Origin of the sequence: Streptomyces longisporus (genome assembly GCF_039532765.1) — a bacterium.
Lineage (GTDB): Bacteria > Actinomycetota > Actinomycetes > Streptomycetales > Streptomycetaceae > Streptomyces > Streptomyces longisporus.
On record NZ_BAAASG010000024.1, the window covers coordinates 262,654 to 282,820 of the forward strand.

General features: G+C 72.1%; 12 protein-coding genes. 7 read left to right on the forward strand and 5 right to left on the reverse strand.

Annotated elements, in window-relative coordinates; translation table 11 throughout:
• The first annotated feature begins 26 nt into the window (after positions 1–26).
• Both ABD355_RS39105 and ABD355_RS39110 read left to right on the forward strand, forming a co-directional pair.
• The gene (locus tag ABD355_RS39105; protein ID WP_344405877.1) at positions 27–917 is read left to right on the forward strand and encodes a hypothetical protein; all 891 of its coding nucleotides are present in this window, start codon (positions 27–29) and stop codon (positions 915–917) included.
• Positions 918–954: 37 nt separating this feature from the next.
• Complete coding sequence (locus ABD355_RS39110) at positions 955–5,592, forward strand: hypothetical protein (RefSeq protein ID WP_344405879.1); 4,638 nt, start codon at positions 955–957, stop codon at positions 5,590–5,592.
• 29 nt (positions 5,593–5,621) lie between these two features.
• Here the strand turns inward: ABD355_RS39110 and ABD355_RS39115 are convergent, their stop codons facing one another.
• Complete coding sequence (locus ABD355_RS39115; protein ID WP_344405881.1) at positions 5,622–6,164, reverse strand: hypothetical protein; 543 nt, start codon at positions 6,162–6,164, stop codon at positions 5,622–5,624.
• Positions 6,165–6,582: 418 nt separating this feature from the next.
• Here ABD355_RS39115 and ABD355_RS39120 point away from each other — a divergent pair, with 418 nt between their 5' ends.
• Genes ABD355_RS39120 through ABD355_RS39140 form a run of 5 tightly spaced genes read left to right on the forward strand, consistent with a single transcriptional unit; the run spans position 6,583 to position 14,586 of the window.
• A complete protein-coding gene (locus ABD355_RS39120) occupies positions 6,583–9,507 on the forward strand; it encodes a sensor histidine kinase (protein ID WP_344405883.1) in 2,925 nt (974 codons plus the stop codon).
• Positions 9,504–9,941 (forward strand): roadblock/LC7 domain-containing protein, encoded by a 438-nt coding sequence (locus ABD355_RS39125; protein ID WP_115909427.1) that lies wholly within the window; start codon positions 9,504–9,506, stop codon positions 9,939–9,941. The genes ABD355_RS39120 and ABD355_RS39125 overlap by 4 nt, the downstream gene beginning before the upstream one ends.
• A 9-nt stretch (positions 9,942–9,950) precedes the next feature.
• Positions 9,951–10,346, forward strand: a complete 396-nt coding sequence (locus tag ABD355_RS39130; RefSeq protein WP_344405884.1) for a DUF742 domain-containing protein — start codon at positions 9,951–9,953, stop codon at positions 10,344–10,346.
• A 24-nt stretch (positions 10,347–10,370) separates the two neighbouring features.
• Entirely contained in the window at positions 10,371–14,000 is a 3,630-nt protein-coding gene (locus ABD355_RS39135) for a hydantoinase B/oxoprolinase family protein (RefSeq protein WP_344405886.1), read from the forward strand.
• Positions 13,981–14,586, forward strand: a complete 606-nt coding sequence (locus tag ABD355_RS39140) for a GTP-binding protein (RefSeq protein ID WP_123963798.1) — start codon at positions 13,981–13,983, stop codon at positions 14,584–14,586. The genes ABD355_RS39135 and ABD355_RS39140 overlap by 20 nt, the downstream gene beginning before the upstream one ends.
• Before the next feature lie 76 nt (positions 14,587–14,662).
• On the opposite strand, the gene glpK is transcribed toward ABD355_RS39140, so the two are convergent.
• From glpK to ABD355_RS39160, 4 genes are all read right to left on the reverse strand, one after another.
• Positions 14,663–16,174 carry a glycerol kinase GlpK gene (gene glpK, locus ABD355_RS39145; RefSeq protein ID WP_344405887.1) on the reverse strand — a complete coding sequence of 504 codons (1,512 nt, stop codon included), beginning with the start codon at positions 16,172–16,174 and terminating at the stop codon, positions 14,663–14,665.
• A 484-nt stretch (positions 16,175–16,658) separates the two neighbouring features.
• On the reverse strand, positions 16,659–18,311 hold the full coding sequence (locus ABD355_RS39150) for a GGDEF domain-containing protein (protein ID WP_344405888.1): 1,653 nt from the start codon (positions 18,309–18,311) through the stop codon (positions 16,659–16,661).
• Between the two features lie 107 nt (positions 18,312–18,418).
• Entirely contained in the window at positions 18,419–19,609 is a 1,191-nt protein-coding gene (locus ABD355_RS39155) for a lipid-transfer protein (RefSeq protein WP_344405889.1), read from the reverse strand.
• Positions 19,606–20,031: a Zn-ribbon domain-containing OB-fold protein gene (locus ABD355_RS39160; RefSeq protein WP_344405908.1), complete on the reverse strand. Its 426-nt coding sequence runs from the start codon at positions 20,029–20,031 to the stop codon at positions 19,606–19,608. The genes ABD355_RS39155 and ABD355_RS39160 overlap by 4 nt, the downstream gene beginning before the upstream one ends.
• Positions 20,032–20,167 lie beyond the last annotated feature (136 nt).

Genomic DNA, 20,167 nt, shown 5'->3' on the forward strand with positions numbered 1-20,167 from the left:
CAGGAACGCGACAAGGAGCCCGAGCAGTGAGTGAGCACGTCGAGTGGAGTGAAGCGGAGGCCCCGGCCCCTGCGGCGACCGCCGCCGTCACGCCCGCCGACGCCGCCGACGCGGCGCGGCTCGTCGCGTTCGGGCTGCAGCCCAAGCTGCAGCCCGCGCGGGACCAGGAGTACGCCGAGCTGCTGCGCCGCTACCGCGAGGACCCCCCTTTCGCGCGGCTCGCGGACGCCGTGGCCGCCGGCCTCGGGCTGGTGGTGCTGGAGGTCTCCCCGCGCGCGGGGATGGCCGTGACGGCCGCCGAGGACTCGGTGTTCACCGTCCGCATGGGCGACTACGCGCGTCGTACGTCCGCCGACGGCGGCGACCGCTTCCTGCACGGACTGGCCCATCTCGCCGTCGCCGCCATGGCGTTCCCGCGCCCCGAGGACCTCGCCGACGACGGATACATCGGGCGTGTGACGGTCAACGGTGTCGACGCGTTCGTACGGCAGGCCTGCCGCCGTCTGGAGGAGCGTGCCGAGGAACACGGCGACAACACCGACCCGGCCACCGACGCGCCCGGCCTCGAGGCAGCGTGGCGGATCTGGGCGAGACGCAGCGCGGCCGGTGCCACCAAGGACGCGCGCAGGCTCGCCGGTTCGACCACCGGCATCGTCGGCAAGGCGGCGGCGTTCCTCACCGACTCCGGATTCCTGCAGCGCACCGGCGACGACAACGGCGGCACGTACCGCACGACCTCCCGCTACCAGCTTCAGGTGCGCGACATGGCGGGCAGCGCCGCGATGGCCGAGCTGCTGGAGCTGGGCGTGGTCCCGGTGACCGACGGCACCCCGACGCTGCTGCCGCCCGAGAACACCGACGACCTGGAGCTGGCGGCCGACGCCGGGCTGCCGTTCCACGCGCCGTCACACTCCTGAACTCCCCCGACCTGCCGAAGACTTACGAGAGTCCGCCATGTACGAGCTGTCCCGGGTCCGCCTCTACTCCATCGGTCCAGCCGGTGCGCGCTACGCCGACACCGTGCTCGACCTGCGGGGCGTGGGCGAGCCCGTGCCCGACCCCGCGCCCACCCAGGCGGAGTTCTTCGAGGAGGAGCCCGTCGGCCCGCCGCGCCGCCCCGCGCCCGCCGGCGTGCTCTTCCTGGAGAACGGTGGTGGCAAGTCGGTCCTGCTGAAGCTGATCTTCTCGGTGATGCTGCCGGGCCACCGCAACACCCTCGGCGGCGCCAGCTCCGGCGTGCTGCGCAAGTTCCTGCTCGCCGACGACTGCGGGCACGTCGCCCTGGAGTGGCAGCACACGCTGACCGGCGAATGCGTCGTCGTCGGCAAGGTCAGCGAGTGGCGCGGACGGCAAGTGTCCAACGACCCGCGGAAGTTCGCCGAGGCCTGGTACTCCTTCCGGCCCGGCCCAGGGCTGTCCCTGGACAACCTGCCCGTCGCCGAGGCCACCGCCGTACGGCCGGCCGTCGAGGGCCAGTCGGGCGCGCAGGGCCGTCGGCGCACCATGAAGGGCTTCAGGGACGCCCTCACCGAGGCGGGCAAGGCGTATCCGCATCTGGAGGTGCACTGGGAGGAGATCCACGACCGCTGGATCGAACACCTCGGCGACCTCGGCCTCGACCCCGAACTCTTCCGCTACCAGCGGGAGATGAACGCCGACGAGGGCGAGGCGGCCGGCCTCTTCGCGGTCAAGAAGGACTCCGACTTCACCGACCTGCTGCTGCGCGCGGTGACCGACACCCGGGACACCGACGGGCTCGCCGACCTGGTCAGCGGCTTCGGCAACAAGCTGGGCCGCCGGGCCGAGCTGATCGCCGAACGGGAGTTCACCGCCGGGTCGGTGGATCTGCTCGGACGGATCGTCGAGGCCGCCGAGGCCCGGGCACGCGCGCGTGACATCCACACCGGCGCCGAGCGCCGCACCCGCACACTGGCGCGTCGGCTGTCGGCGCGGGGGGTGCAGGAGCGGGTCCGGGCCGCCGACCTCGCCCAGCGCGTCACCGCCGCCGCGTACGCCGTCACGCACTGCGAGGCGGCTCGCGAGCGCAGCGCACTGATCGCCGCGGAACTCGCCTACCGCAACGCCTCCTTGGCGCTCGCCGCCGCCGAGAAGTCCGCCGCCGGGCAGAAACGCGAACTCGCCGAGGCCCGCACACTGCACTCCGCCTGGCAGGCCGCCGAGGCCGTACTGCGCCACCGTGCCGCCGCCGACCGCGTCGCGCGCGTGGCCGCCGCCATCCAGGAAGCCGAACGGGACGCGGCGCCCGCGCTCGCCGCCCGGGCCAAGGCCGCAGTGGATCTCGTACGGGCCCTGCACGCGGCCGCGGAGAGCGCCGAGAGCCTCGCCAACGAGGAGGAGGAGCGATCCGCCGCGCTGCAGGAGGTCGGCGAGGCCGCCTACCGGGACTCGACCGCCGCCGCCACCGAGGCGCAGCGGGCCCGCAGCGAGATCGGGCATCTGCGACAGCGCCTCACGGAGGTGGAGCAGGAGACCGCCGAGGCGGTCCGCGCGGGATGGCTCGACGACAGCGCACCCGACGCCGACCCGGCCCGCGCCGCCCTCGCGGCCAGCGACGCCGAGAAGACGGCGGTCGCCGCCTGGGACACCGCACGTGAGGCCTCGCACAAGGCGACGGAGCACGCGCGCGAGGCGGCTTCCGCCGAGTCCCGCGCCGAGCTGACCGCGGCCCGCGCGGCGGACGCGGCGGCAGCGACGCGGCGGTCGTACGAGGCCGAGCGCCGCATCGCACAGTCGCTGGCGGCCGAGGAGCGACTGGCGGAGCTGCTGAACCTGTCCGGCAAGGACGCCCGGCCGTCGGCCCCGGAAGCACGCCCCTCGGTCCCGCACCCCCGCCACGACACGGACAGCGACGAAGCCGCCCTCACCCCGGAGGAGCTCGACCGCTTCGCCGACGAACTGCGCGAGCTGCTCGACGACTCCGTGTCCTTTGCCGAGCGGCAGCTCTTCGAACTGCGGACCGCTGCGGCCGACGACGCGCGGATCCTCGGCGCACTGGGCGACGGCGGGCTGCTGCCGCCCGGACCGGATGTGCTGGCCACCGTGGAGTTCCTGGGCGAGCACGGCATCCCGGCCCTGCCCGGCTGGCGCTATCTCGCCCAGGCCGTGGACCCCGCCGACCACGCGCGCGTGCTGGCCGCCCGCCCGGAGCTGGTCGACGGCGTGATCATCACCGATCCCGACACCCACGCCCGCGCCCGCGAGGCCCTCAGCGAGGCGGCGCTGCTGCCGCGGTCCGCCGTGGCCGTCGGTACGGCCGCCGCCCTGCTCGCCCCCACCCCGGCCGCCGACTCGGGCGACAGCAACGTCTTCCTCGTACCGCCGAACCCCGCCATGCACGACGAGCACGCCGCGGACCAGGAGCGGCAGGCGCTGCGCGAGCGGGCGAGTGAGCGGGACGAGGAGATCAGGACGCTCGCCGCACGCCTCGGCAAGGACCGCGAGCTGGCGGCGCGCCTCGCCTCCTGGCGCACCGGCTGCCCGGCGGGCCGGCTCGTCGAGCTGGCCCGGGCCGCGCACGACGCGCGGGTGTTCGCCGAGGAGGCCGAGGCCGAGCTGACCGAGGCGCGTTCGGCGCGGGCCGAGGCCGACGAGGTCGCCGCCGAGGCCGCGCAGCTGCGGGACGAGCGGCAGGAGGCGGCGCAGAAGGCCCGGCGCGCGGCCGACGCCCTTGCCGGGCTCGCCTTCCGGCTGCGCGAGCGGGCCGGCTGGCAGGTCAAACTGCGCGAACTGGCCGACGACGGCGTCGAGGCGGAGGCTCGCGCCCAGGCCTGCCTGGAGCGCGCCCGCGCCGCCGACGAGGACCGCCGCGGCGCCCAGCGCGCCGCCGACGACGCCCGCCGCACCGCACGGGCACTGCGCGCCGAACGCGCGGAGATCGCGGGTGCACCCGACGACGTGCCCGAGGACGACGCGGCGGCCCCGAAGTCGTCGCTGCCCGCACTCCGCGAGGCCTACCGCACCGCCTCCCAGGTCTACGAGAAGGTCGGCGTCGGCGCCGATCTGCGCGCCGAACAGGCTCGCGCGGAGAGCGACGAGAGCGCGGCCCGCGCCGAGCTGGACCGCCTCAGCAACAAGGTCCGCAGCCGCGCGGAGCAGCTGCTGCAGTCGCCGGACGGTTCCGACGGACCGTCCCGGCAGGCGGCCGCCGCCCGGGCCGAGGAGCTGGTGCAGCTCCTGGAGACCCGGATGTCGACCGCGAGCGAGCAACTCGGACGGCTGCGCGGCGAGGCCGAGCGGCACGCGCCCGAGGACGCCGAGGCGCACACCGAGCTGCCCGAGGAACTCGAGCCGCGCGACGCCGAGCACGCACAGGCACTGCTGCGCACCGCGACCGCCGAACTCGCCTCGCGTACCGAGGCCTTGAGCCAGGCCCGCGAGGCCCACGCCGAGCTCCTGGACGCCCACCGCGCCGCCGAGGACGCGGCCGGCGGCTTCGACGAGATCGCCGCGATGCTCCGCGACCTGCTCCGCGAGCATGCCCTGGACGAGGAGCAGGAGGAGCCGGAGCCGTACCCCGGCAGCCTGGAGGAGGCCCGGCAGTCCGCCGCGGAGGCCCGCCGCTCCCTGCGCGGCTGCGCCGCCGACCTGTCGGCCGCCGAGGCCGCCGTACGCGAGGCGAGCGATGTGCTCGTGCGGCACGCCAACTCCACCCGCTACGAGCAGGTCCGCACCCCGGCGCGGCAGCAGATCCGTGAGCTGCCCGCCGCCGCGCTGCCCGAGCACGCCCAGAAGTGGGCGGACGCGTTCGCGCCCCGACTGCGCGTCCTCACCGACGAGTTGGCGCAGCTGGAGCGGAACCGGGACTCGATCGTGGACCGGCTGCGCGGGCTCGTGGAGTCGGCGCTGGCGACGCTGCGGTCCGCCCAGCGTCTGTCCCGGCTGCCGGAGGGCCTGGGGGAGTGGTCCGGGCAGGAGTTCCTGCGTATCCGCTTCGAGGAGCCCGATCAGGCCACACTCACCGAGCGGCTCGGCGAGGTCATCGACGAGGCCACCCGGGCGGCCGTGAAGAAGAACTCCGACCTGCGACGCGACGGCATGTCCCTGCTGCTGCGGGGCGTGGGTGCGGCGCTCCAGCCCAAGGGCGTCGCCGTCGAGATCCTCAAGCCGGACGCCGTACTGCGCGCCGAGCGGGTGCCGGTCGGGCAGATGGGCGACGTGTTCTCCGGCGGTCAGCTGCTCACCGCGGCCATCGCCCTGTACTGCACGATGGCCGCGCTGCGCTCGAACGACCGGGGCCGCGACAAGCACCGCCACGCGGGCACGCTGTTCCTGGACAACCCCATCGGCCGCGCCAACGCGACCTATCTGCTGGAGCTGCAGCGGGCCGTGTCGGACGCGCTGGGTGTCCAACTCCTCTACACCACCGGCCTGTTCGACACGACAGCGCTCGCGGAGTTCCCGCTGGTGATCCGGCTGCGCAACGATGCCGATCTGCGCGCCGGCCTGAAGTACATCAGCGTGGAGGAACACCTCCGCCCCGGGCTGCCGCAGCAGCCCCAGGCGGAGGAGGCGGTGCACAGCGAGATCACCGCGACGCGGATGTTCAAACGCCCCGCTCCTGCAAACCCCTAGGGGCGGGCGACCGCGTCACCACTCGTCGCTCAGGGGTGCGACAACTGCCCTGCTCCACCCCGCCGCTGTATGCGCCGCTGAGCCCGTTCCGCGGCCCGTGCCTGCCGCCGTGCCCTTCGCCGCTCGCGCCGCAGGGCACGGGCGGTGCTGCTCGGGACCGACACCACGCCATTGCGCTGGTTCCACACCTGGCGGGTCACCCAGACGTCGAGCGCAGCCCACGTCGCCGCCACGGTGCTCGCCACGCTGCTGAGGACCATGGGGAAGGCCAGCCATGATCCTGCCAGCGTGCACAGGAACGCGACCATCGCCTGGATCAGCGTCACGGCGATGATCAGCACCGCCCGCACCGCGGCCGTACGCACCGGATCGGGCATACGGCGCCGTCGCGCGGGCTCCTCGATCCACAAGGGCCGGTAGGGCGGCTGCTCTTCAGCCGTGGCGCGCCCAGCGGGTTCGGGCCCGCCTCTGCTCGCCGGAATGTCGTGATCCAGTGCCTCGGGGCTCCGCTGCACCCTCTGGTGCGCCGCGTCGCCCGCCGTGGGCGCCTCGTACCGCTCCGCCGTGCCCATCAACGTGTCACTCCCCACCGCCAGTAAACCCCCCGTCCGTGTCCGAACACACGGCTCCCCAGTGGCTGCCCGGCTTGCGCTGTTTTACGCCGCCCGGTTGCGGGATGCGGCTCGTGTGGCCGATTCCGCCCCCATTTCCCGAAGAGAAGGACGAACGACGCGGGCCGAAGATTCCCAGGAAACGAAAAATTCTGGCCAACTGACCGCCCACACCGACCGGATCCGCACGGTCGGTCCTCGCGCGAACGCGGGCGGCAATCTCCCGCAATGCCCGGACAACTCCCCATCTCACCGAGCCAGTGCGGAAGTTCAGCCTCCGGACGGGTCTTCGAGTTAACTGTGCGTCGGTAGTAGGCTCGCGCCGTTTGTTGACGCACATGTGTGCCCCCGGCCGGAGGGGGTCGAGCTGGGGGAGGCCATGCGCTTTCGCGGGAAGTCGATCCGCCGGAAGATCGTGGCGCTGCTTCTCGTGCCGCTGGTGTCCCTCACCGCGATCTGGGGATTCGCCACGGTACTCACGGGACGGGCGGTCACTCAGCTGTTCCAGGTGTCCACGGCCGTCAAGGACATGGGCTATCCCATCGAGGACACCGTCCGCGTCCTCCAGCAGGAACGCCGGCAGACCCTCGTCTATCTCGCCGACCCGCGGGCTTCCGACGCGCTCGCCGCGCTGCGCACCACACGCCGCGCCTCCGACGAGGCCATCGCCAAGGTCCGCAAGAATGCAAACGACCCCGACGTCCGCGACGGACTGAACGCGGGCGACGACGAACGCCTCACCGCCGTCCTGGACGCCTTCAACGGCGTCGAGTCCCTGCGCAGCAGCGCCGAGCAGGGCACGATGACCCGCGCCGAGGCCCTCCACCTCTACAACCGCCTTGTGGATCCCTGCTACGCCTTCCTGGCCGCCCTCGACGCGGTCGACAACGTGGAGATCGACCGGCAGGCGCGCGCCCTCGTCAACATCACCCGCGCCCGCGAACTCCTCTCCCGGGAGGACGCCCTGCTCGGCTCCTCCCTGGTCGTCGGCACGCTCACCCGCGAGGAGGTCCGCCAGGTCTCCGACCTGGTCGCGCAGCGCACCCAGTTGTACGACATCAGCCTGCCGGTGCTGCCGTCGGCCGAGCGCGCACGCTACGACCGGTTCTGGAAGAACGCCGCCACCGCCCCGCTGCGCTCGGCCGAACGGTCCGTCATCGACTCCGGCGCCGGTACGCCCCGTTCCGTCAGCGCCAAGAGCTGGGACGCCGACGCGGACAGCGCCCTGACCGCACTCGCCACCCTCGACGACCAGGCCGGCGACCGCCTGCAGGACCGGGTACAACCGGTCGCGATGAACGTCATCGTCAAGGCGGCCGTCGCCGGAGTCCTGGGCCTGGTCGCCGTGGTCCTCTCGCTCGTCGTCTCGGCGCGCATCGGCCGCACTCTCATCCGCGACCTGCGTCAACTGCGCCTGGAGGCCCACGAGGCGTCCGGTGTGCGGCTGCCGAGCGTCATGCGGCGCCTGTCCGCGGGGGAACAGGTCGACGTGGAGACCGAGGTCCCGCGCCTGGAGTACGACAAGAACGAGATCGGCGAGGTCGGCCAGGCCCTCAACACCCTGCAGCGTGCCGCCGTCGAGGCCGCCGTCAAACAGGCCGAACTGCGCGCCGGGGTCTCCGAAGTGTTCGTCAACCTCGCCCGCCGCAGCCAGGTCCTGCTGCACAAGCAGCTCACCCTGCTGGACACCATGGAACGCCGGACCGAGGACACCGACGAACTCGCCGACCTGTTCCGCCTCGACCATCTGACCACCCGTATGCGACGGCACGCCGAGGGTCTCGTGATCCTCTCCGGCGCCGCCCCCTCCCGGCAGTGGCGCAAGCCCGTCCAGCTCATGGACGTCGTCCGGGCCGCCGTCGCCGAGGTCGAGGACTACGAACGCATCGAGGTCCGCCGCCTGCCGCGGATCGCCGTGACCGGTCCGGCCGTCGCCGACCTGACCCATCTCGTGGCGGAACTCCTGGAGAACGCCACGGTGTTCTCTCCGCCGCACACGGCCGTCCAGGTGCTGGGCGAACGGGTCGCCAACGGCTTCACCCTGGAGATCCACGACCGCGGCCTCGGCATGGCGGCCGACGCCCTTCTGGACGCCAACCTCCGGCTCGCCGAGACACCGGAGTTCGAACTGTCCGACACCGACCGCCTCGGACTGTTCGTGGTCAGCCGGCTCGCCCAGCGGCAGAACGTCCGAGTCTCCCTGCAGCCGTCCCCGTACGGCGGCACCACCGCGGTGCTGTTCGTCCCCGACGCGCTGCTGACGGACGACGTGCCGGACACCAACGGCATCGGCTTCCGTCTCGACCGGCCCCACCACTCGAAGGAGACCGGGCCGGAGGAGCGGCCGGGCAACGCGCTCTCCCGGACACCGGCGCAGCTTCCCGGTCTCCCGGCCGGGCTCCTGGACGGCCCGGTCGAACTGGAGGCACCGGTCGACCTCGACGCCATCGAGGACTTCCCCGGGGCGCTCGACGACGAGGACAGCGAACGCGGCGGGCTCTTCCGCCCGCGCCGCTCCATCGCGCTCGCACAGGACGAGACCACCGGTGGCGGCTCGCTCCATGGCGAGCCCGAGCTCCGCGAACCGGCCGGCGGCGACGCCGCCGACGACATGGATGCGCCCGTCCCGCTGCCCCGCCGCCGCACGCCCAAGCTGGTCAGCTCGCACGGACGCCCGGTCACGGAGCAGCGGCCGTGGCGCGAGGACCCTGCCGACGAGCCGCCGACGGGTTCGGGGCGCCCCGAGCCGGAAGTCCCCGCATCGTTGCCGTCCCGCCGCCGGGCCGAACAGCCGCCGACCGGCCGGGGCCCTGGCCGGTTCGACGAGGAGTCCGCGCCCCCGCTGCCGACCCGCCGGCGCGGTGCTTCACCGCTGCGCCCGGGCACCGGCGGGGCCGACCGGCCTGCCGAGCGCCCCGCATCCGCGGCCCCCGAGCCGGGGGGCCGTGGCGGGAGCCCGCAGCCCCCCGCCCTCCCCATGCGCAGCCGCCCCACCGCGATCGCACCGGGCGGCCAGGACACCGGCGACCCGCGCCCCGGCACCGCACGGCAGGAGCCAGGCCCCGGCGCCGGCCCCCTGCCCCGGCGCGTACGGCAGGCCAACCTGGCTCCCCAGCTCAAGCAGAGCGCCCAGCGGCGCACGGAGGACGGCCCGGAGCTCGTGGAGCGGGACGCCGACGAGGTACGCAGCCGTATGGCCTCGCTCCAGCGCGGCTGGCAGCGCGGCCGTGACGAGAACGCCGCGGGCGACGACGCCCACAGCGGCACAGCACCACAACGAACGACAAAGGGGGACGGTCGATGACCGCACCGAAGGCGAGCGGCCACACCGACACCGGCAAGGCCGGGGAGCTCAACTGGCTCCTGGACGACCTGGTGGACCGTGTGGCGAGCATCCGCAAAGCCCTCGTGCTCTCCGGCGACGGCCTGCCGACGGGCGTGTCCAAGGACCTGACCCGGGAGGACAGCGAGCACCTCGCCGCCGTCGCCTCCGGATTCCACAGCCTGGCCAAGGGAGTGGGCCGGCACTTCGAGGCCGGCAACGTCCGGCAGACCGTCGTCGAGCTGGACGACGCCTTTCTCTTCGTGACGGCCGCCGGCGACGGCAGCTGCCTGGCCGTCCTCTCGGACGCCGACTCGGACGTCGGCCAGGTCGCCTATGAGATGACGCTCCTCGTCAAGAGGGTCGGTGTACATCTGGGGGCCGCTCCGCGCACCGATCTGCCCGCAGGCGGGTAGTGGGATGTCATGAGCGCTGACGGTCAGGGAAGAAGCCACTGGTTCGACGACGAAGCCGGTCCGGTCGTCCGTCCGTACGCGATGACGCGCGGCCGCACCACCAGTGCGGGCCAGCACCGCCTCGACCTGATCGCGGTGGTCGTCACGGAGCCTCATGCGGACGATCCGGACGCCGACTCGACACTGTCCCCGGAACACGTGGACATCGTCGACATGTGCCGTGACACCCCCCAGTCGGTCGCCGAGCTCGCCGCCGGACTCGATCTGCCGATCGGAGTGGTGCGCGTCCTCGTCGGTGACCTCGTCGCCGGGGAATTCGTCCATGTGACGCGGCCGGTGCCCCCTGCCGAACTGCCCGACGAGAGTATTCTGCGCGACGTGATCAACGGCCTCCGGGCACTGTGAGAGGCGCGGGAGCGGGGTACTGACGTGACAGGCTGGCAGTTCTGGGTCGACCGCGGCGGGACGTTCACCGACATCGTCGCGCGACGCCCGGACGGCCGCCTGCTCACGCACAAGCTGCTGTCGGAGAACCCGGCGCGATACTCCGACGCGGCGGTCGCGGGCGTACGCGAACTGCTGGACGGCTCCCAGGACCCCATCGAGGCCGTCCGGATGGGGACGACGGTCGCCACCAACGCGCTGCTGGAACGCAAGGGCGAACGCACACTGCTCGTCGTCACCCGGGGCTTCCGTGACGCGCTGCGTATCGCCTACCAGAACCGTCCGCACATCTTCGCCCGCCGCATCGACCTCCCCGAACTGCTCCACGAGCGGGTCGTGGAGGTCGACGAGCGGATCGCCGCGGACGGCACCGTCCTGCGCGCCCCCGACCTGGACGCCCTCCTCGGCCCCCTCCAGGAGGCGTATGACGACGGCATCCGCGCCGTGGCCGTCGTCTGCATGCACAGTCATCTGCACCCCGCCCACGAGCAGGCCGTGGGGGCGCTGGCCGCACGCGTCGGATTTGCGCAGATCTCGCTGTCCAGTGAGGTCAGCCCGCTGATGAAGCTCGTGCCGCGCGGGGACACCGCGGTCGTCGACGCCTACCTGTCGCCCGTACTGCGCCGCTACGTCCAGCACGTCGCCGACGAACTCCACGGCGTACGGCTGATGTTCATGCAGTCCAACGGCGGGCTCGCCGAGGCCGGGCAGTTCCGCGGCAAGGACGCCATCCTCTCCGGGCCGGCCGGAGGCATCGTCGGCATGGCCCGGATGTCGCAGTTGGCCGGCTTCGACCGCGTCATCGGCTTCGACATGGGCGGCACCTCCACCGATGTCTCGCACTACGCGGGCGAGTACGAGCGCGTCTTCACCACCCAGATCGCCGGCGTCCGGCTGCGCGCGCCGATGCTGGACATCCACACCGTCGCAGCCGGTGGCGGCTCGATCCTCCACTTCGACGGCTCCCGCTACCGCGTAGGGCCGGACTCGGCGGGCGCGGACCCGGGACCCGCCTGCTACCGCGGCGGCGGCCCGCTCGCCGTCACCGACGCCAACGTCATGCTGGGTCGGATCCAACCCGCCCACTTCCCCAGGGTGTTCGGCCCGGGCGGCGACCAGCCCCTCGACGCGGCCCTCGTCCGTGACCGCTTCACCGCCCTCGCCCGCGAGATCCGCACCAGGACCGGGGACGACCGCACCCCGGAGCAGGTCGCCGAGGGCTACCTGCAGATCGCCGTCGCCAACATCGCCAACGCCGTCAAGCGGATCTCCGTCCAGAAGGGCCACGACGTCACCCGCTACGCCCTCACCACCTTCGGCGGTGCGGGCGGCCAGCACGCGTGCAAGGTCGCCGACTCGCTCGGCATCCGCACCGTCCTCGTACCACCCATGGCGGGCGTCCTGTCCGCACTCGGCATCGGACTCGCGGACACCACCGCCATGCGCGAACAGTCCGTCGAGGCACCCCTGGAGCCGGCGTCCATGCCCGCCGTCCTCAAGACGGCCGACGACCTGGAGGGAGCGGCCCGAGCGGAACTCCTCGCCGAGGACGTCCCCGAGGACCGCATCCAGGTCACCCGCCGCGCACAGCTGCGCTACGACGGCACCGACACCACCCTCACCGTCGAGCTGACCGAGCCCGACACGATGCGTCACACCTTCGAAGAACGTCATCGCGCCACGTACTCCTTCACGCTCGACCGCCCGATCGTCGTCGAAGCCCTCTCCGTCGAAGCCACCGGCATCACAGAACCCCCCGATCTCTCTGTCCTCGCCCCGTACCGAGCCGCCCGCGCAGGCGGCGCGGCCACGCCCGGGACCGTCCGCCTCCACAGCGGCGGCGCCTGGCGCGACGTCCCCCTCCACCGCCGCGAGGACCTCCCTCCCGGCGAAACCGTCTCCGGCCCCGCGATCATCACCGAGGCCAGTGCGACGACCGTCGTCGACGACGGCTGGCAGGCCGTGGCACGAGACGACGGGCATCTGGTCATGGAACGTGCGGTGATTACGGAGAGTTCCGACCTCGACACAAAAGCTGATCCGGTTCTCCTCGAGGTCTTCAACAACCTCTTCATGTCGATCGCCGAACAGATGGGTGCCCGGCTGGAGTCCACCGCCCAGTCCGTCAACATCAAGGAGCGCCTCGACTTCTCCTGCGCCCTCTTCGACCCGGACGGAAACCTGGTGGCCAACGCGCCGCACATCCCCGTCCACCTGGGCTCGATGGGCACCAGCGTCAAGGAGGTCATCCGGCGTCGGGGCACCTCGATGCGGCCGGGCGACACCTACGCCGTCAACGACCCGTACCACGGGGGCACCCACCTGCCGGACGTCACGGTGATCACCCCGGTCTTCAGCACGCAGGGTGATCGAATCCTCTTCTACGTCGCCTCCCGTGGCCACCATGCCGAGATCGGCGGCATCGCCCCGGGCTCCATGCCTGCCAACAGCCGCACGATCGACGAGGAAGGCATCCTCTTCGACAACTGGCTCCTCGCCGAGAACGGCCGCTTCCGCGAGGAGGAGACCCTCGGCCTGCTCACCGAGGCGCCCTACCCCTCCCGCAACCCCAGGACCAACCTCGCCGACCTGCGCGCCCAGATCGCCGCCAACCAGAAGGGCGTCGACGAAGTCGCCCGCATGATCGAGAACTTCGGCCTCGACGTGGTGCAGGCCTACATGAAGCACGTCCAGGACAACGCCGAGGAGGCCGTACGACGGGTCGTCGACGCCCTGGACGACGGTGAGTACGCCTACGAGACCGACTCGGGGGCCGTCATCCGCGTACGCGTGTGCGTGGACCGCGAAAACCGCCGCGCGACCGTCGACTTCACCGGTACCTCCTCACAGCTGGCGAGCAACTTCAACGCCCCCTTCGCCGTGGTCAACGCGGCCGTCCTGTACGTGTTCCGCACCCTTGTCGCCGACGACATCCCGCTCAACGACGGTTGTCTCCGCCCCCTCGACATCGTCGTCCCGCCCGGTTCCATGCTCGCGCCCGCGCCGCCGGCCGCAGTGGTCGCGGGCAACGTCGAGACCTCCCAGGCCATCACCGGCGCCCTCTACGCCGCTCTCGGCGTCCAGGCCGAAGGCTCCGGAACCATGAACAACGTCACCTTCGGGAACGAGCGGCACCAGTACTACGAGACCGTGGCCTCCGGCTCCGGCGCCGGCGAGGGCTTCCCGGGAGCGCCCGTCGTGCAGACCCACATGACCAACTCACGGCTCACCGACCCCGAGGTCCTGGAGTGGCGGCTGCCCGTGCAACTCGACGAGTTCGCCGTCCGGTACGGCAGTGGCGGCGCCGGCCGCTGGCCCGGCGGGGACGGCGCGGTGCGCCGCATCCGCTTCCACGAACCCATGACGGTCTCCACGCTGTCCCAGCACCGCCGGGTCCCGCCCTACGGCATGGCGGGCGGCAAGCCCGGTGCGCTGGGCGCCAACCGGGTGGAGCATGCGGACGGCACGGTCACCCAACTCGCCGGAAGCGACTCGGCCGACGTCGGGCCCGGCGACGTACTCGTCATCGAAACCCCCGGCGGCGGAGGCTACGGGCCGCCGCCGTCCCACCCCCAGCAAGCAGGAGAAGAGATCGATGATCTTCGGGCGTTCTGAGCGCGGGAAGCCTCCGGTCGAGCCCGTCACGCTCAAGATCCTGGTGGCCGGCGGTTTCGGCGTGGGCAAGACCACCCTCGTCGGCGCGGTCAGCGAGATCAGGCCGCTGCGTACCGAGGAGCTGCTCACCGAGGCCGGACGGCCCGTCGACGACACGAGCGGTGTGGAGGGCAAGCACACCACCACCGTGGCCATGGACTTCGGCCGTATCACCCTCCGTGAGGACCTCGTGCTGTACTTGTTCGGCACGCCCGGGCAGGAACGGTTCTGGTTCATGTGGGACGAGCTCTCCGAGGGAGCCCTCGGAGCTGTCGTGCTCGCCGACACCCGCCGCCTGGAGGACTGCTTCGCCGCGGTCGACTACTTCGAGCGGCGCTCCATACCCTTCCTCGTCGGCGTCAACTGCTTCGAGGGCTCCGCCCGGTACCCGGCCGACGATGTCCGCCAGGCCCTCGACCTGGACGAGGACGTACCGCTCGTGCTGTGCGACGCCCGCGACCGCGAGTCCGTCAAGGAGGTCCTCATCGGCGTGGTCCAGCACGCCATGGCGTACGCGGCCGACCGCCGCCAGACCGTCACCACCTGAACCGAGTGCGCGGCCCGTACCCCCGCCGACCGGGGTACGGGCCGCAGCCACAGGGCTCACGCACGCGCGCGTGGGCCTAGTTCTCGCCCTCCTCCTCCCAGGCGAAGCTCTTCTCCACGGCCTTGCGCCAGTTGTGGTACTGGCGGTCCCGTACGGAAGCTTCCATGGCGGGCGTCCACTCGACGTCCTTCTGCCAGTGGGACTTCAGCTCGTCGAGGTCGTTCCACACGCCGGTGGCGAGCCCGGCCGCGTACGCGGCGCCGAGACAGGTGGTCTCGGAGACCTTCGGGCGGACCACAGGAACGTCGAGCACGTCCGCTTGGTGCTGCATGAGCAGGTTGTTCTTGGTCATACCGCCGTCCACCTTGAGGGTGGTGATGTGCACCCCGGAGTCCTGGTACATGGCGTCCACGACCTCGCGCGTCTGCCAGCTCGTCGCCTCGAGCACGGCCCGGGCGAGGTGGGCCTTGGTGACGTAGCGGGTCAGGCCGGTGATGACACCGCGCGCGTCGGAGCGCCAGTACGGCGCGAACAGGCCGGAGAAGGCAGGCACGATGTACGCGCCGCCGTTGTCCTCGACGCTCGCCGCCAGAGGCTCGATCTCGTCGGCGGTCCGGATGATGCCCAGCTGGTCGCGGAACCACTGGACGAGCGCGCCCGTTATCGCGATCGACCCCTCCAGACAGTAGACCGGCGCCTCGCTGCCGATCTTGTAGCCCATGGTCGTCAGCAGCCCGCTCTTCGACGCCACCGGCCGGTTGCCGGTGTTCAGCAGCAGGAAGCTGCCCGTGCCGTAGGTGTTCTTCGCCGTGCCCACGTCATAGCAGGCCTGTCCGAACACGGCCGCCTGCTGATCGCCGAGGGCCGAGGCGACCGGCACCCCGGCCAGCTGGCCCACGGCGGTGCCGTACACCTCGGCCGAGGACCTGATCTCGGGGAGGACGGCTTCGGGAATGTTCATCGCGGAGAGGATGGACGGGTCCCACTGGAGGGTTTCCAGGTTCATCAGCATGGTGCGCCCGGCGTTGGTGACGTCCGTGACGTGCTGTCCGCCGTCGGTGCCGCCCGTCAGGTTCCAGATGAGCCAGGAGTCGATGGTGCCGAAGGCGATCTCGCCGTTCTCGGCGCGGGCCCTGAGCCCGGGCACGTTGTCCAGCAGCCAGGCGGCCTTGGGACCGGAGAAGTACGTGGCCAGCGGCAGTCCGGTCTGCTCGCGGAAACGGTCCTGGCCGTCCGAGCCGCCGAGCTGGTTGGTCAGCGCCGCGGTGCGGGTGTCCTGCCACACGATGGCGTTGTGCACGGGCTTGCCCGTCGCGCGGTCCCACAGGACCGTGGTCTCGCGCTGGTTGGTGATGCCGAGTGCGCTGAGCTGGTCGGCGCGCAGCCCGGCTTTGGCGATCGCTCCGGCGACCACCGCCTGCACCTTGGACCAGATCTCCGTGGCGTCGTGCTCCACCCAGCCCGGCTTCGGGAAGATCTGGCGGTGTTCGCGCTGGTCGACAGCGACGATCGCACCGTCCTGGTTGAACACGATGCAGCGGCTGGAGGTGGTGCCCTGGTCGATTGCGGCGACGAACTTGTCCGTCATGACGTCCCCTTCGTCGTTCCTTCAGAAGGCTGCTTTGAATCAGAGGGCTGCTGTGCCGATGAGCCCGGAAAGCACCCCGCCGATCAGCGGTCCGACCACCGGGTTCCACGTGCCGCGGCCTTTGCCGTGGGTGTCTGCGTTGCTCATGGCGGCTCCTAGGCCCTGTCCCGGGGTGATCGACCCCGGTCCTCGGTGCAGGGTGCGTTTCCCGTGGCGACTTCAGCCGAAGGCAGGGAAGCTCCCGCGCCCCGCCCGGCGTCCGTGACGAGCGTGCCGTCGCAGCCGAATCGCCCGTGGGGGAACGGGCCTGTTCTTCAGGCGGGGCCCGCGCGGCGCGTGCCTGGATACACCGTGTATGTACGGCGATGTCGACTGACACCGGAAGTGTTCACCGGCGCCCACAGAGCGTCAAGGTCGCCGACGGCAACGGTGACAGCCGCCGTTGTGCCCGAGCGAAGGAGAGACGGTCGGTCGCTTACGACGATCAGCCTAGGCCGGGTTCCGCCACCGCGCACCCGGCCTGGGCGGGCACCGTCCCCGAGCCGCGCCGGATCTCGTGGCCCGGCAGACCCGCCCGGCCCAGCACCCAACTCGCTCCGTGCAGCGATTTCGCGGCCTTCTTCAGCGGCGCCAGACACGCGGCGGCCTGCCGGTGGTCTGTCACGCTGCCCGGCGGGCACACGACCGTGGCCAGGGACAACGTGACGGGACGCCCACCGGCCGACCAGGGTGCGTCCAGCACCGAGGCGGCCAGCGGATCCAGCCACTCCGGTTCGGCGAGCACCAGGAAGTCGTCCCCGCCGATGTGGCCGACGCGAGTGCTCCCGGACGCCGCGTGTTCCAGCGCCCGCCCCACGGAGCGGATCAGCTCGTCCCCGGCCGCGAACCCGGCCCCGTCGTTGACCTGCTTGAAGTGGTCCACGTCCAGCCAGCTCAGCGCGAACGGCCGGCCGTCCGCGATGCGGCGGTCCACCTCCCCGGTGATCGCGTCCGAGCCGGGCAGCCGGGTCAGCGGATTGAGGCCGGCCGCCTCCTCGACCCGGCTCTCGGCCAGTGCCCGCACGAGGTCCGCGAGCCGTACGACACCCACGCACCGCCCGGTCCGGTCCACCACCGCCACATCGTCCGAGGTGCGGCCACGGTCGCCGACGGCCACCACGTCCAGGACCTCCCAGGCGGTGGCGTCGACGCCCACCGTCCGCGGCACGTCCCCGAGCTTGGCCGCAGGCCGGTCGGCGTACAGCGCATGTCCGTAGCGCCCCGACATCGAGAGCAGGAAGCGTGAGCGGTGCACCGACCGGACGGGCAGCCCGTGCGCGTCCACGAGCAGCACGCCCGACACCTCCGGAGAGCTGGTCAGCAGTGCCCGTACCTGACCGGCCGAGGCGGTGGCGGGCAGCAGCGCGGCGGGCCGTACGAATTCCAGCACCGAAGGCCCCGACCTCGGGACTGCCACGGCGCCGGGGGAGCGGGGCGGAACGTATACGTCCGCCGCGGGCAGCCGGGCCGGCGGTGCGAACAGCTCGCCCTGGGCCAGCTGGGCCCCGGCCGAGACCGCTGCCGCGCACTGCAGTTCCGTCTCGACTCCCTCGACGGACAGGAGCGCTCCCAACTGCTCGCACAGCGTCCGCATCGCCTTGACCGCCGCCGGCCGCGTCAGCAGCGACGCATCCAGTTTCACCAGGTCGGGCCCCATGTCGGTGAGCAGCCGCAGGGGTACGTCCCCGTCCCCGATGCCGTCGGCACTGATCCGGAAGCCCTGTGCTCGCAGCGCGCTCAGCGCCTCCAGCAGCGCCTGCTGCGGGACGTGCGTGTACGGCGGCCCGATGTCGATCGTGACCTCCCACGGCAGCCGTCCCGCCTCCCGCACGGCGGTGTGCAGCGGAGTGAGGCCCCCGAGATCGGCCAGGGTGCCCGCGAACACGTTGACGTGCAGCGGCAGCAGCGTCTCCTTGCGAGCCGCCGCCCGGACCGCCAACACCGCAAGCCTGCTGTCGAGTTCGGGGTCTCGACGGGCCTCGGCCAGGATGTCGCCGGTCTCCGGGCGGGCGAGTATCTCCAGCCCTGCGACCCCTCCGGTGGTCAGATTGACCACGGGCTGGAAGGCGAAGCGGAGAGTATCCGTCCAGGAGTGCACGGGAGCATGATGGCTCCGTCGGCGCACGCCCAGGCCCAGTTCATGAGACGTTCACGCAGCATTCCTGGTCGATCACGCAGCGTACGAGAAAGGGCTTGCCCCGCCGCCTACCGCAGCGCGACGACCGCCGACCCATGTCCGAACAGCCCCTGGTTCGCCGTGATGCCCACCCGCGCCCCCGTGACCTGCCGCTCACCCGCCTGCTGCCTCAACTGCCAGGTCAGCTCGCACACTTGGGCAATCGCCTGAGCGGGAACCGCCTCTCCGAAAGAGGCCAGCCCACCGCTCACGTTCACCGGTATTCGCCCGCCCGGGGCCGTCGCCCCCTCCCGCAGCAGCTTCGCTCCCTCGCCCTGCCCGCACAGCCCCAGATCCTCGTACCACTGCAGCTCCAGGGCGGTGGACAGGTCGTATACCTCCGCGAGGGAGAGGTCCTCGGGGCCGAGGCCCGCCTCCTCGTAGGCCGCCCGCGCGATCGACGCGCGGAACGTGTCGGTGGCGGGCTCCACCGCCTGCGCGGAGTCCGTCGCGATGTCGGGCAGATCCAGGACCGTGTTGGGATAGCGCGGCGTCACCGTGGACACGGCCCGGATCCGCACCGGCCGGCTCACTCCGTGCCGATGTGCGAAGTCCATGCTCGACAGCACCAGAGCCGCGCCCCCGTCCGACGTCGCGCAGATGTCGAGCAGCCGCAGTGGATCGGCGACCACCGCCGAGGCGGCGACCTCCTCGGCGGTGACCCGCTTGCGGTAGCGCGCGTGGGGATTGAGCGCCCCCAGGGCCGAGTTCTTCACTTTGACCTGGGCGAAGTCCTCCATGGTGTCGCCGTGCACGGCCATGCGGCGGCGCGCGTACAGCCCGAAGTACGTCGGATTCGTGGCCCCCAGCACCCGGAAGCGCAGCCAGTCCGGATCGTCGGGCCGGTCACCTCCCGCCGGCCGGAAGAAGCCCTTGGGCGCCGCGTCGGCGCCCACCACGAGGACCACGTCCGCGAGACCGGAAAGGATCTGCGCCCGGGCGGTGCTGACGGCCTGCGCCCCGGACGCGCACGCCGCGTACACACTCGTCACTCTGGCCCCCTGCCAGCCCAGAGCCTTCGCGTAGGTCGCACCGGCCACATAGCCCGGATAGCCGCCCCGCACGGTGCCGGCGCCGACGACCGAGCCGACGTCCCGCCACTCCAGCCCGGCGTCGGCCAGCGCCGCACGGGCCGCCGCGGTCCCGTACTCGACGAAGCTGCGCCCCCACTTGCCCCACGGATGCATGCCCGCGCCGAGCACCGCCACCTCACCTGTCATGCCCTCACCCCCGTCGGCCGCCAGTGCCAGGTCGTCCAGATCGTCTCTGCGTCCTCATGGAGCACCCCCGGGACGACCTCCACCTCCATGCCCACCGTCAGATCGGCGACGGTGACCCCGGGAGCCGCCTGCCCCAGCACCACGATCCGCTCGGGCTCCAGCTCCACAGCGATCAACGCGTACGGCTCCCACGGAAGTTCCGGATTGGTCACATAGGGTGACGGTGGCCGATACCGGCTGTCGGTGTACGACCAGACGCGCCCGCGCCGCGAGAGGGGCACCTCCTCGAGATCTCCGCCGGGGCACCCTGGATTGCGGCAGTGGGCGTCCTCCCGTGGGAAGAAGACCGCGGCGCACGCGACGCAGCGCGTGCCGAGGAGCCTGAAACCGTCCCCATCGCCGGCGAACCAACGGTCGACCACAGGTGTGCGCGTACGCGACACAGTCCCTCCCCACTACGGAATCTGACGGAACGTCAGGAGTCTGGCACGGGCGCCCGGAAATGGGCAGGGCTCCGTTCCGGCCGTCCCCGTGTGCATCGGGGTGAACTGCATCCGA

Bases quoted from the DNA above. Each gene is read 5' to 3' on its own strand.
- ABD355_RS39110 (WP_344405879.1), top strand. From the start codon at position 955: ATGTACGAGCTGTCCCGGGTCCGCCTCTACTCCATCGGTCCAGCCGGT.
- ABD355_RS39115 (WP_344405881.1), bottom strand. From the start codon at position 6,164: ATGGGCACGGCGGAGCGGTACGAGGCGCCCACGGCGGGCGACGCGGCG.
- ABD355_RS39120 (WP_344405883.1), top strand. From the start codon at position 6,583: ATGCGCTTTCGCGGGAAGTCGATCCGCCGGAAGATCGTGGCGCTGCTT.
- ABD355_RS39125 (WP_115909427.1), top strand. From the start codon at position 9,504: ATGACCGCACCGAAGGCGAGCGGCCACACCGACACCGGCAAGGCCGGG.
- ABD355_RS39130 (WP_344405884.1), top strand. From the start codon at position 9,951: ATGAGCGCTGACGGTCAGGGAAGAAGCCACTGGTTCGACGACGAAGCC.
- ABD355_RS39140 (WP_123963798.1), top strand. From the start codon at position 13,981: ATGATCTTCGGGCGTTCTGAGCGCGGGAAGCCTCCGGTCGAGCCCGTC.
- glpK (WP_344405887.1), bottom strand. From the start codon at position 16,174: ATGACGGACAAGTTCGTCGCCGCAATCGACCAGGGCACCACCTCCAGC.
- ABD355_RS39155 (WP_344405889.1), bottom strand. From the start codon at position 19,609: ATGACAGGTGAGGTGGCGGTGCTCGGCGCGGGCATGCATCCGTGGGGC.